This is a genomic window from Microbacterium sp. ARD31, assembly GCF_031844425.1.
In genome coordinates this window covers 143,566-156,410 of the sequence record NZ_JAUZVE010000013.1, presented here as the reverse complement: position 1 = coordinate 156,410, position 12,845 = coordinate 143,566, and the positions used below count along the sequence as shown (strand labels likewise).

Annotated in this window: 8 protein-coding genes; all 8 read right to left on the bottom strand. The window is 70.2% G+C overall.

The window, feature by feature from the left end:
* Window positions 1–40: 40 nt before the first annotated feature.
* Entirely contained in the window at window positions 41–1,024 is a 984-nt protein-coding gene (locus Q9S36_RS26190; RefSeq protein ID WP_311287765.1) for an electron transfer flavoprotein subunit alpha/FixB family protein, read from the bottom strand.
* Window positions 1,021–1,791: an electron transfer flavoprotein subunit beta/FixA family protein gene (locus Q9S36_RS26185; protein WP_311287764.1), complete on the bottom strand. Its 771-nt coding sequence runs from the start codon at window positions 1,789–1,791 to the stop codon at window positions 1,021–1,023. The genes Q9S36_RS26190 and Q9S36_RS26185 overlap by 4 nt, the downstream gene beginning before the upstream one ends.
* Entirely contained in the window at window positions 1,788–4,328 is a 2,541-nt protein-coding gene (locus tag Q9S36_RS26180; protein ID WP_311287763.1) for an FAD-dependent oxidoreductase, read from the bottom strand. The genes Q9S36_RS26185 and Q9S36_RS26180 overlap by 4 nt, the downstream gene beginning before the upstream one ends.
* Window positions 4,329–4,453: 125 nt before the next feature.
* Window positions 4,454–6,190 carry a BCCT family transporter gene (locus tag Q9S36_RS26175; RefSeq protein ID WP_311287762.1) on the bottom strand — a complete coding sequence of 579 codons (1,737 nt, stop codon included), beginning with the start codon at window positions 6,188–6,190 and terminating at the stop codon, window positions 4,454–4,456.
* 135 nt (window positions 6,191–6,325) lie between these two features.
* Window positions 6,326–7,318 carry an ABC transporter substrate-binding protein gene (locus Q9S36_RS26170; RefSeq protein ID WP_311287761.1) on the bottom strand — a complete coding sequence of 331 codons (993 nt, stop codon included), beginning with the start codon at window positions 7,316–7,318 and terminating at the stop codon, window positions 6,326–6,328.
* A gap of 36 nt (window positions 7,319–7,354) precedes the next feature.
* Window positions 7,355–9,451, bottom strand: a complete 2,097-nt coding sequence (locus tag Q9S36_RS26165) for an ABC transporter permease subunit (RefSeq protein ID WP_311287760.1) — start codon at window positions 9,449–9,451, stop codon at window positions 7,355–7,357.
* Window positions 9,448–10,473 (bottom strand): glycine betaine/L-proline ABC transporter ATP-binding protein, encoded by a 1,026-nt coding sequence (locus Q9S36_RS26160; RefSeq protein ID WP_311287759.1) that lies wholly within the window; start codon window positions 10,471–10,473, stop codon window positions 9,448–9,450. The genes Q9S36_RS26165 and Q9S36_RS26160 overlap by 4 nt, the downstream gene beginning before the upstream one ends.
* 306 nt (window positions 10,474–10,779) lie before the next feature.
* Window positions 10,780–12,816, bottom strand: coding sequence for a choline BCCT transporter BetT (betT, locus tag Q9S36_RS26155; protein WP_311287758.1), 2,037 nt, complete (start codon window positions 12,814–12,816; stop codon window positions 10,780–10,782).
* Between the last annotated feature and the right edge of the window lie 29 nt (window positions 12,817–12,845).

Here is a 12,845-nt window from a genome sequence, read left to right as displayed (position 1 = left end):
GCCCATCATGGTGCCACCGGGGGCGAGACGGCCGGCGGGCTCAGGCTCCCCTGCGCCGCCGGATCTCGGCGTTGATCGCCGGCACGACCTCGTGGAGGTCGCCGATGACCGCGTGGGTCGCCTTGGTGACCATCGGGGCGTCGGCGTCGGTGTTGATCGCGAGGATCGCCTTGGCGCTGCTGCACCCGGCCCAGTGCTGGATGGCGCCGCTGATGCCGCACGGGATGTAGAGGTCGGGCGAGATCCGGCTGCCGGTCTGGCCGACCTGCTCGTGGTGCGGCCGCCAGCCCAGGCTGGTCACGACGCGGGAGACGCCCAGCGAGGCGCCCAGCAGCTCGGTGAGCTCGAGGATGTCACCGAAGCCGTCGGCGGAGCCGGCCCCACGACCGGCGCCGACGACGACCTTGGCGGACTTGAGGGTGCCCGACAGGTCGGGCTCCGGCTCCTCGGTGGAGACCACGCGCGCGAGGAGGTCGGCCTCGGCCACGTCGGGGGTCTCGACCACCAGCTCGCCGGCGCCCGGGGCGTCGGCGGGTTGCGCCTGCACGGCGTGGCCGGCCACCGTGAACACCGCGGGTCGGGCGGCCAGCTGCATCTCCTCGAGCGCGGCCCCACCGACGACCTGCCGGGTGACGGTGAAGGGCGACAGGCCGCCGAAGGAGAGGACGTTGGCGGCCATCGGGACGCCGCTGCGCGCGGCCACGTGGGCCATCACCTCGTTGCCGCGCGAGGTGCCGGCGGCCATCACGACGACCGAGCCGGACGACTCCCGGACGGCGAGCACGCCGGCGGCCCAAGCGGCGCCGGCGTAGGCGTCGTACGCCGCACCGGTGAGCGCGTGGACGCGGCGCACGCCGTAGGAGGCGAGCACCCCGACGAGGCCGTCGGCGGGCTGGCCGACGACGACCGCGTCGATCGGCACGCCTCCGCCGGAGGCGGACAGGTCGCGGGCGAAGGTGATCGCCTCGCGGGAGGTCTCCACGGCCTCGCCCTCGGGCGTGACCTCGACGAGCACCAGGATCATCGCGAGAGCACCCCCAGCTCCTCGAAGAGGTCGACGACGGCGGGCGCCGCGGCGGCACCGGTGCCGAGGACCTGGACCGACGACGGCGCGGGCGGCGGCAGGACCAGGCGGACGCGCGAGGGGCCCGCGGGGTCTGCCGTCGGCGTGCGCTCCTCGATCTCCACCTTCTTGGCCTTCATCCGCCCCGGCACGGTCGGGTAGCGCGGCTCGACCCCGCCCTCGAGCACCGTGACGACGGCCGGCAGCGGCACGCGGTAGGTCTCGTGGCCGTCGGGGCCGTCGCCGCCGGCGGTGACGTGGCCGTCCGCCACGCTGACGGTGCTGACGCCGTTGACGACCGGCCACCCCAGCTCGTAGGCGAGCCGGATGCCCACCTGGAAGTCGCCGCTGTCGGCGGCGTCGTTGCCGAGCAGGACCAAGTCGTGCGGGGTGCCGGCCTCGGCGTAGTCACGCACCACGGCCGCGATCTCGCGGGCCACGTCGGCGGGGCCGAAGGCCTGCGCGTCGGCCACGACGTGGGTGGCGGAGGTGCAGCCGACCGCCAGCGCCGACCGCAGCTGCTCCACCGCGTCCGCGTCGCCCAGCGTGAGGACCGTGGCGCTGCCGCCGCCCGACGCGGCGACCTGCACCGCGATCTCGACGGCGCACTCCTCGTGGGCGCTCGTGGTGAAGCCGGCGTAGCGGCCGTCGACGCCCTGCGCGTCCTCGGTCAGCACGATCTCGCTGGACGCGTCGACGACGCGCTTGATGCAGACGAGGGGGTTCATCGGATGCGCTCATTGGTGGGGTCGAGGAGGGGCGTGGCGTCGATCGAGCCGACGGTGACGGGGTAGAGCTCCTCCATGTAGGACACGGCGAGCTCGTTGCCGATCACCGCCTCCTCCGGCGGCAGGTAGGCCAGCAGGACGTGCTTGCCGAGGGAGGGGGCGGAGCCCGCGCTGGTGACGTAGGGGTGATGGCCGTGGCCGTCGGTGAGCGTGCCGCCGTCGCGGGTCAGGATCGGCTCGCCGCCGAGCATGTAGCGCTTCATCCCCGACGCCGAGGTGTGGTCGTCGACGGTCAGCGTGCACAGCACCGCCTGCGGCGCCTGCCCGGAATCCAGCGCAGCGCGCTGGGCGAGGTAGGCCTCCTTGCCGATGAAGTCGGCGGCCTTGACCTTGGGCCGCTGCATGCCGGCCTCGACGATGGTGCGCTCGCTGTCGAGCTCGGCGCCGTAGGCGCGGTAGCCCTTCTCGATGCGGCCGGTGGTGCCGTAGACCCCGATCCCCGCCGGTACGACGGCGTGGGGCGCGCCCGCCTCCAGCAGGCTCTCCCAGAGCTCGGCCGCCCGGTCCATCGGGACGTAGAGCTCCCAGCCCAGCTCACCGACGTACGAGATCCGGGAAGCGAGGACACGCACGTCGCCCAGGTCGACCTCGCGGCAGGTGAGGAACCCGAACCCGGCGTCGGACACGTCGTCGGAGGTCAGCGAGGCGACGACGTCGCGGGCCCGCGGACCCCAGATCCCGATGGTGGAGACGTCGTCGGTGAGGTCCGTCAGGGTGGTGGTGCCCTCGTCGGGCAGCTGCCCGGAGAACCACGCCCGGTCGGCCATGCCGTGGGCGCCGCCGGTGACGACGCGGAAGTGGTCGTCGCCGAGCCGCATCACGGTGAGGTCGGAGCGGAAGCCGCCCTTCGCGTCGAGCACGGGCGTGTAGACGACCTTGCCGACGGCGACGTCGCACTGCGCGACGCAGGTGGTCTGCACGACCTGGAGCGCCTCGGGACCCTCGATGTCGAAGATGCAGAAGGCCGAGAGGTCGATGACGGCGGCCGCCTCGCGCATCCGGAGGTGCTCGGCGTTGATGATCGGGCTCCACCAGCGCGCGTCCCACTCGTGCTCGCGCGGCATCACCGCGTCGCCGTACTGCTCGAGGAGGCCGGCGTTGGACTCGTACCAGAAGGGCCGCTCCCACCCGGCGGTCTCGAAGAACACCGCGCCGAGCTTCTGCTGCGAGTCGTGCATCGGCGAGAGCCGCTGGTCGCGGTCGGACTCGTACTGCTCGGCGGGGTGCACGATGCCGTAGGTCTTGATGAACGACTCGGTCGTGCGCAGGCGGGTGTGCTCGCGACGCTTCTGGTGCTGGTGGAAGCGGGCGATGTCGCTGTGGTGCAGGTCGATCTCGGAGTGGCCGTGCGTCATCCACTCGGCGACCGCGCGGCCGACCCCGGGCCCCTCCTTGATCCACACGGCGGCCGCCGTCCAGAGGCCGGCCACCTCGCTCTCGCCGAGGATCGGGTTGCCGTCGCAGGTCAACGAGAGCAGGCCGTTGATGGCGTAGCGCATCTCCGCGCCCTCGGCGCCGAGCAGCTCGGGCATCAGCTCGTAGGCCTGCTCGAGCTGGGGGTCGAAGTCGTCGGAGGTGAAGGGCATCTCGGTCGGCGACAGCTTGGCCTGCTCGATCGAGGGGATGTCCTCGGGCTCGTGCAGGATCGCCCGGTGGGCGTAGGAGCCGACCTCCATGTCGGCGCCGTGCTGCCGCTCGTAGCAGAAGGTGTCCATGTCCCGGACGATCGGGAAGGAGATCTCCCCCTCCTTCTCGGCCAGCTGCGGGCAGGGACCGACGCTGATCATCTGGTGCACCGCCGGGGTGAGCGGGATGCTGATCCCCGCCATGTCGCCGAGCTTGGGGCTCCACACGCCGGCCGCGATGACGACCGTCTTCGCCTCGATGTCCCCGCCGGTCGTGCGCACCCGTGTGATGCGGCGACGGCCGTGCGGGCCCTCCTCGGTGTCGAGCCCGACCACCTCGACGGTGGGTACGACGGTCAGCTCCCCGGTGGCGAGGCCGCGCTCGCGCATGATCGTGCCGGCGCGCAGCGAGTCGACGACCCCGACGCCCGGGGTCCAGAAGGCTCCGATGAACTGGTCCTCCTCGATGAAGGGGACCTTCTCCTTCACGAACGCCGGCTCGACCAGCTCGGCCTCGATGCCCCACGCCTTCGCGCTGGACATGCGGCGCCGCAGCTCCTCCATGCGCTCCTCGGTCCGGGCGATCTCGAAGCCGCCGGACTCGGTGAACACGCCCATCTCCTTGTACTGCTCGACCGAGTCGAGCGTGATGTCGGTGATCTCGCGCGAGTGGTCGACGGTGAAGATGAAGTTGGAGGCGTGCCCGGTCGACCCGCCGGGGTTGGGCAGGGGGCCCTTGTCGATCTGCACGACGTTCTTCCACCCCAGCCGGGTGAGGTGGTGGACCAGGCTGTTGCCGACGATGCCGGCCCCGATCACGACGACGTCGGCGGTCGCGGGGACCTCGGCCATGGCTGCCTCCTGCGGCGGGTGAGAATGTTGCGTATCACGCAACTTGTTGCGCTATGTGCGACATGCAGAAATCTACGTCGGCGCCCCCGGCCGCTGTCAAGCAGTCCGGGGGCGCCGTCGCAGGCTCACGAGCCGCTGATCGGCCGCGTGTCGGGCGGCACGTCCGGCATCGGGTCCCCGGTGACGTCCTCGGGGTCGGCACCGAGGGCCGCGAGGGCGACGGTCTGGTTCTCCATCGAGTCGTAGTGCTGGGCGTGCAGCACCGCCTTGCGCACCCGCGAGGGGAGCGTCGACTCGTAGGGCTCGGCGCGCAGCGACTTCAGCAGCGAGACGCACATCGCGCAGATCACCAGCATGAACGGCCCCGCCACGATGATCACCAGGGTCTGCAGCGCGCTGAGGCCCCCGGAGAACAGCAGCACGGCAGCCACGGCACCCTGCGCGACGCCCCAGAAGATGATCAGCCAGCGCATCGGCTCTTCCTTGCCGTGCTGGCTGAGCATGCCCATCACGATCGAGGCCGAGTCGGCGCCGGTGATGAAGAAGATCGCCACCAGGAAGACCGCCAGCACGACGGTGATGCTCGAGAGCGGGTACTCGCGCAGCATCGCGAACAGCGCGCCCTCGCTCCCGGCCGCGAGGTCGTCGGTGAAGTCCCGGGCCCCGGAGAGCTGCAGGTCGAAGGCGGAGCCACCGAGGATCGAGAACCACACGAACGACACCAGGCTCGGCACCAGGATCACGTAGATCACGAACTGGCGGATGGTGCGGCCCTTGGAGATGCGCGCGATGAACATGCCGACGAAGGGGGTCCAAGAGATCCACCACGCCCAGTAGAAGATCGTCCACGCGTTGAGGAACTCGCTGCCGCCGAACGCGCCGGTCCGGAATGCCATCGTGGGCAGGTGGGTCAGGTAGCCACCCAGCGACTCGGTGAAGGTGCTCAGGATGAACACCGTCGGACCGACGACGAACAGGAAGAACGCCAGCAGCACCGCGGCGACCGCGTTGGCGTTGGAGAGCAGCTGCACGCCCTTCTCGATGCCGGTGATGGCCGAGATCACGAAGCACAGCGTCAGCACGCCGATGACGGCGACGGTCAGCCACTTCGAGCGGCCACTGCCGAAGACGTCGTCGAGCCCCCCGGTGATCTGCAGGGCCCCCAGCCCGAGCGAGGTGGCGGAGCCGAAGAGCGTCGCGAAGATGGCGATGACGTCGATCGCCTTGCCGGGGCCGCCCTTCGCGTGCCGGCCCAGCAGCGGGCCGAAGGCGCCCGAGACGAGGTTGCCGGTGCCCTTGCGGTAGGCGAAGTAGCCGATGGCCAGGCCGATCACGGCGTACATCGCCCACGGGTGGAAGCCCCAGTGGAAGAAGGCGTACTCCATCGCCACCCGCGCACTGTCCGGCGTCGACGGGTCACCGCGTCCCGGCGGGATGCTGCTCGCGTCGGTGGCGGTGAGGTACGTCAGCGGCTCGGCGACACCCCAGAACATCAGCCCGATGCCCATCCCCGTTGCGAACATCATCGAGACCCACGAGAAGGTGGAGAACTCCGGTTCGGAGTCGTCGGGGCCGAGCCGGATGTTGCCGTAGCGGGTGACCGCGAGGTAGGCCGAGAAGATCAGGAACACGGCACTGACGAGGATGAACAACCAGCCGAAGTACTTCTCCAGCGTGCCCAGCCACTCCCCCGTCGTCGTGCCCATGCCCTCGGAGTCGACGGTGCCCCAGAGGAGGAACGCGATGGCGAGGGCGGCGGCGACGCCGAAGGTCACCTTGTCGAGCGGGAAGCGGGTCTCCCCCTCGGCCGGTGGCGGCACGACATGGTCGCGATGGGTGTGCAGTGGATCCTTGGTCGCCATGGCGCCTCCCGGTCCGGTTGCGCTGAGCGCAACGACGTGCGTGATCTGCAACACAGGTTGGGGTCACAGTGCTCCGCCCCCGGATGGGTGTCAAGGCTCATCCGGGGGCAGGCACGGCCGCGCCGACCACCTGGCTCACTCGAGCCAGGCGTCGACCTTGTCCTGGTTCTCCTCGATCCACTTGGTGGCGGCGTCCTCGGGAGACATGCCGTCGGCCGCGATGTAGCCCGCGACGAGGTTCTGGTCCTCGTTGGTCCAGGTGAAGTTCCTGACCAGGTCGACGGCCGTCGAGTCGGACGCCGCCCACTCCGTGCCGACGATCTTCTTCAGCTCGGTCTCGGGGTAGTCGCAGGCGACCTCCTGCGGGTCGTCCTGGCAGCCCTCCTCGTACGGCGGCAGCGAGACGCGCTGCATGGGCACCTCGGCGTTGAAGTACTGCGGCTCGTACCAGTAGCCGATCACCCACTCCTTGTTCTCCTCCGCCTTGCGGAAGGCCTCGATGGACGCGGCCTCGCTGCCGGAGAAGACGACCTTGAAGTCGAGGTCGAGGTTGCTCACGATCGCTTCGTCGAACTGCACGTACGACGGGTCGGCGCCGAGGAACTGGCCCTGCCCGCCGGACTCCGACGTCGCGAACTCGTCGGCGTACTTGTTGAGGTTCTCCCACTCGAGGATGTCCGGGTGCTCCTCCGCGAGCCACGGCGGCACGAACCAGCCGATGATGCCGACGTTGCCCTGCGGCCCGAAGTCCTCGGCGGTGCCGTCGCCCTCCTCGGCGAAGAACTTCTTCTCCAGGTCGGGGTGGCCCCAGTCCTCGATCACCACGTCGACCTCGCCGGTGCCGAAGCCCTGCCAGGAGACATCCTCCTTGAGGTCCTTGTAGTTCACGGTGCAGCCGAGCTCCTGCTTGGCGACGGTGCCGACGACGTACGCGCTGGCCTGGTAGCCGACCCACGGGTTGACGGCCATGTTGAGGTCGCCGCACTCGCCGCCGCTCTCGGCCGCCTTCTCCTCGTTGGCCTTCGTCTGCTCCTCGATGTCGCCACCACCGCCACAGGCGGACAGCAGGACGACGGCGACGGCGGTGATGGCCCCCAGGCGCACACCCTTGCTCCGGACTGGTCTCATGGTGCGGTTCTCCTCATCTCGGGTGGTGCGACAAACTCAGGACGGCGGTCCGATGGGCAGTCGGACGTTGAATGCGCGGCGGGGTCCCGGACCGTCGTCGCGGCGTACGTCGGCGGCCGCGCGCGTGATCCGGTCGAGCATCACGCCGAGCAGCACGATGGTCAGGCCGCCGGCAGCGCCCTTGCCCCACTCCTCGCTGCGGGAGATGCCCAGCGCGACGTCGTAGCCGAGCGCCTGCGCGCCGACGAGCCCGCCGATGACGACCATCGCCAGGACGTAGAGCAGGCCCTGGTTGGTGGCGAGCACGAGCGAGCCCTTGGCCATGGGCAGCTGGACCTTGGTGATCTCCTGCCAGGTGGTCTGGCCCGTCGAGCGGCCTGCCTCGATGGTGGTCGGGGACACCGCCTTCACGCCGTCGGCCACCAGCTTGATCGCGGCCGGGGCGGCGTACACCACACCGGCGACGATCGCGGTGAAGCGGCTCGAGCCGAAGAGCGCGAGCACCGGGATCAGGTAGACGAAGGGCGGGATCGTCTGCCCTGCGTCGAGCAGCGGCCGGATGCCGAGGTCGACCCACCGGTTGCGTGCCATCGAGACGCCGAAGACCAGGGCGAGCAGCATCACGAGGACCGTGCCGACGAGGACCATGGTGAGCGTCAGCATCGCGTCGTGCCACAGGTCGAGGTACCAGATCCCGGCGAGGCAGACCACGGTGGTGAGCAACGCGCGGACGCCGCCGAACACGACCGCGAGAGCCAGGATGCCCAGCGCCGCGAGCCACCACGGGGACTCGGCCAGCAGGGACTGCATCGGGTTGAGGAAGCCGTAGCTGATCGCGTCCTTCACTCCCCCGGCGAACCCGCCGACGAGGTCGACGATGCCGTCCATCGCGCTGTCGGCTGCGTCGGAGACCTTGCTGCCGATCGTGTACTCCGGGAACTCCGCCAGGCTCAGGTCGCGCCGCGACATCCAGACCGCGACGAGCGCGACGGCGCCGGTGACCGCGAGGACGATCCTGTGGACCCGGACGTTGCCACCACCTCCGCGCGCGACGCGCTCCGAGCGCTCGCTCGCAGCGGTGGTCGTGCGGTCGAGCATCACCGCCATCACGACGATCAGCACGCCGGGCACGAAGCTGCCGCCGAAGTCGTTGGCCACCAGTGCGTTGATGACGGGCTTCCCGAGGCCGGGTCCGTTGATGTAGGCGGCGATGGTCGCCATCGAGAGCGCCGCCAGGGTCGTCTGGTTGAGGCCGACGATGATCGTCCGGCGGGCCATCGGCAGCTGGACCTTGAAGAGCCGCTGCCAGAAGGTCTGCCCGGCCGAGTCGGTGGCCTCGATGGTCGTGGCGGACACCTCACGGATGCCGAAGCCCCCGATGCGCACGAGCGGCGGGACGGCGTACACGAGCGTCGCGACCACGGCGCCACCGACGCCGATACCGAAGAAGAGGACGATCGGCACGAGGTAGACGAAGGTCGGCATCGTCTGCATGAAGTCCAGCACGATGGTGATCGCCTTGTTGGCGCGCACGTTGGTGCCGGCGAGCACGGCGAGCGGCAGCCCGACCAGGAGCGAGATGCCGACGGCCATGCCGGTGACGATCAGCAGGTCGAGCGAGTCCTCCCAGTAGCCGAAGACCCCGAAGGAGAGGAACGACGCCAGGACCAGGAGCGCGATGCGCCAGCTGGCGATGGCGTAGCCCACCCAGGTGGCCACGGCCACGATGCCCAGCCACCCGATCTCGGGCACCGGCCGCGGCAGGTTGGGCCGGACGAACAGCCGCTGCAGCCAGTCGAAGATCGTGCGCAGGACGTCTGAGATGCCGTTGGTGAGCTGCATGATCGGGTTGGTCTCGCGGCCCGCGAGCAACCGGTTGTTGAAGTCCGTCAGCGACTGGTGGAGGTCGGTGTGCTCACGCCCCGGCAGGGCCAGGGTGTTGTTGCCCTTGGTGAACGCCCAGACCACGATCCAGACCAGGACGACCCCCAGTGCCGGGATCCACCGGCTGATGCCGGAGTCCTCGACGACCGGCGGCGGCTGCGCTCCTGGCTCGACGGGTCGCCGCTCCTTCGTCGCAGTGGCGCCGGGCGCGGCGTCGCGGTTCGCCAGGGGCGGGCCGAGGTCGTTCACGACTCCTCCTCGGCCACGACGACCCGCATGATGTCCTCCTCGTCGACGACCCCGACGAGGGTGTCGCCGTCCATCACCCGGATCGGCGCGTCCGAGGCGATCGCGGTGCGCGCCGCGTGGCGCACGACCGTGGTGACCGGCAGGGTCGGTCCGTCCGTGGCCTCACCGGGCCGCGGGTCGCGCATCACCCACTTCAGCGTGAGCACGTGGGCCTTGGGCACCTCGGAGACGAAGTCCTTGACGTAGTCGTCCGCGGGCTTGGCCACCACCTCGTCGGGCGTGCCGATCTGCACGATCTCGCCGTCGCGGAGGATCATGATCCGGTCACCCAGCTTGAGCGCCTCGGCGAGGTCGTGGGTGATGAACACCATCGTCTTCCCGAGCTCGCTGTGGAGCCGGATCACCTCGTTCTGCATGTCGCGCCGGATCAGGGGGTCGAGCGCCGAGAACGGCTCGTCGAACAACAGCATCTCCGGGTCGCCGGCCAGCGCCCGGGCCAGGCCGACGCGCTGCTGCATGCCGCCGGACAGCTGGTCGGGGTAGGACCGCTCGTAGCCGGCGAGGCCGACGAGGTCCACGACCTCCGCCGCCTTGGCCCGGCGCTCCTTCTTGCCCACGCCGCGCACCTCGAGGCCGTAGGCGACGTTGTCGATCACCTGCCGGTGCGGCAGCAGCCCGAAGTGCTGGAACACCATCGAGACCTTCTCGCGACGTACGTCGCGCAGCTCGGCCGCCGACGCGCTCGTGATGTCGACGCCGCCCAGCGAGATCGTGCCGCTGGTGGGCTCGATGAGGCGGGTGAGCAGGCGCACGAGCGTCGACTTGCCCGACCCGGACAGCCCCATCACCACGAACACCTCGCCGGGTGCGACCTCGAATGAGACGTCCTTGACGCCGATGACGTTGCCGGTCCTGGCCTTGAGCTCGGCGCGGGAGAGCTCTGCGTCGGGAGTGCCGATGACCTTGTCGGAGCGCGGTCCGAAGATCTTCCAGAGACTGTCGACCAACAGGGCTGCCGTCATGCGGACTCCTCGGGGGTGGAGGTCCCGGCAGCGGGGCGCACGCTCCGGGGGCTGGCTGGCACGCCACGACGGTGCCGCGTGGCCGGGAGGCTGGCGCCGACGCGCGCGGACATACCCAGAATGAGGTCAGCACCGCTGACGCGTAGGTCCCGCACGATGTCTCCGCCCTCGAGCACTGTTGCGTATGCCGCAACCGGGTGCTCCGAGCGCAACCAGTCGGACTAGCGAAGGATCCTGCGCGAGGCCCTCCCGGTCAAGGGTGGCGACGAGACCGTGACCTCGCGATGACCGGCTCCGGGTGCCGCGTCAGACCGTGCGGAGGAACTCCAGGTGGCGCTCGTACTGGTCGAGGCAGTCGTGGATCACCTGCTCCGGCGTGTAGCCCATGACGTCGTAGTCCTGTCCGCCGTCGGCGAGGTGCACCTCGAGCCGGGCGTACTGGTCGCGGTTGCCGATCATCCGCCCGCCGTAGGTCGGCACGGGCGAGCGGCGGACGACGACGCGGTAGACAAACCCCGCGTCCGCCTCCCCCTGGTCGGTGGCGAGCTCCACCCACGGGAGCGTCTCGGACGCCACGGCGCCACCGTCGCGCACCGCGGCGGGAACACCCATCGAGGTCAGCTCCTCGGCGACCTCCACAAGCGCGGGCTCGACCGTGGACCGGAGGTACGTCGCGGCGGCGTCGTCGTCCACGAAGTTGGTGGCGCGCGCGAGCCGGGCCTTCCACGCCTTCCGGTTGTCCTCGGTCGACCCGGTGCGCGCGGAGAGCAGTGGCGCGATGCCGCGCACGGCCTCGGCCTTGCGTCCCTCGCCCCGCAGCGATCGGAACAGCCCCCACATGACCAGCACGAGGACGAAGGCGAAGGGCAGGCCCATGATGATCGTGGCGTACTGGAGCGCCAGGATGCCCCCGACGGCCAGCATGGCGACGGTGAGCAGACCGGTGATGCTCGCCCACGAGATGCGCAGCCATGCCGCACAGTCCTGCTGGACGTCGTGGAGCTCGGAGCACAGGTTGCCCATCACCAGGGCCGCGGAGTCGGCGGACGTGATGTAGAAGAGCAGGCCCACCAGGAACGCGACGAAGATGACCGCGTTGGCGAGGGGGTAGTCCTTCAGGAGCTCGTAGAAGCCGAGCCCGGTGAAGTCGACCGCCAGCTCGGCGAAGCCCTCGTCACCCCCGTTGCGGACCTTGTCGATGGCGGCGTTGCCGAAGATCGAGATCCACATGACGATGTAGCTGAACGGGATCACCATCGTGCCGAGGACGAACTGGCGTATGGTCCGACCCCGCGAGATGCGCGCCAGGAACTGCCCGACGAAGGACGCCCACGCGACCCACCAGGCCCAGAAGAACAGCGTCCACAGCTGCATCCACTCCTGGGTGTCGGTGAAGGCGAAGGTCTCGAGGGTCTTCGCCGGGAACGACCGGACGAAGTCGCCGACGTTCATCACCACCGCGTTCAGCAGGAACGACGTCCTGCCGGTCACCAGCACCCATCCGGCCAACGCCAGGGCGAGGACCACGTTGAGCTGGGAGAGGAAGCGGATGCCCTTGTCGACGCCGGTGGTCGCCGAGATCGCGGCGATCGTGACGGCCAGGACGGCCAGCGCGGCCTGCGCACCCGTGGAGACGTCGACCCCGAAGATGACGTTGAGCCCGACGTTGAGGAACACGACGCCGATGCCCAGGCTGGTCGCGACACCGAAGATGGTCCCGAGCACCGCGGCCGTGTCGACGGCGTGCCCGAGGGCACCGTCGACGCGCTTGCCGAACACCGGGTGGAGTGCCGAGCGGACCGCGAGCGGGAGGTTCTTGCGGTAGGAGAAGTACGCCAGCGCCAGGCCCATGAGCGCGTACATCGCCCACCCGGTGATCCCGTAGTGGAAGAGCGTCCACACGGTCGCGTCGCGCGCGGCGTCCACGGTGCCGGGCTCCCCCACCGGTGGCGCGGTGTACTGCGAGACCGGCTCGATGACGGAGTAGAACATCACGTCGGTGCCGATGCCGGCGGCGAAGAGCATGCTCGCCCACGCGAAGGTGGAGAACTCCGGGCGCGAGTGGTCGGGCCCCAACCGGATGCTGCCGTAGCGGGAGGCGCCGAGGAAGATCACGAAGCCCACGATGGCGGTGGCCAGCGCGACGTAGAACCAGCCGAAGCCGGTGCCGACCCTGCTCACCAGATCCCCGATGACCTCCTCGGCGTTGGTCGGCGCCACGATCGCCCACAGCGTGATCGCGCAGACCCCGACGAACGAGGTGATGAACACCGGCCAGCGGACGGCGGGCCGGGGCACCTCCGGGGCGTCTGCGGGCGCGGGCGCGTCGAGCTGAGCGGTCATGGTGCCTCCGGTCTCGGTGGGCGGCCCGG

Bases quoted from the DNA above. Each gene is read 5' to 3' on its own strand.
- Q9S36_RS26190 (WP_311287765.1), bottom strand. From the start codon at position 1,024: ATGATCCTGGTGCTCGTCGAGGTCACGCCCGAGGGCGAGGCCGTGGAG.
- Q9S36_RS26185 (WP_311287764.1), bottom strand. From the start codon at position 1,791: ATGAACCCCCTCGTCTGCATCAAGCGCGTCGTCGACGCGTCCAGCGAG.
- Q9S36_RS26180 (WP_311287763.1), bottom strand. From the start codon at position 4,328: ATGGCCGAGGTCCCCGCGACCGCCGACGTCGTCGTGATCGGGGCCGGC.
- Q9S36_RS26175 (WP_311287762.1), bottom strand. From the start codon at position 6,190: ATGGCGACCAAGGATCCACTGCACACCCATCGCGACCATGTCGTGCCG.
- Q9S36_RS26170 (WP_311287761.1), bottom strand. From the start codon at position 7,318: ATGAGACCAGTCCGGAGCAAGGGTGTGCGCCTGGGGGCCATCACCGCC.
- Q9S36_RS26160 (WP_311287759.1), bottom strand. From the start codon at position 10,473: ATGACGGCAGCCCTGTTGGTCGACAGTCTCTGGAAGATCTTCGGACCG.
- betT (WP_311287758.1), bottom strand. From the start codon at position 12,816: ATGACCGCTCAGCTCGACGCGCCCGCGCCCGCAGACGCCCCGGAGGTG.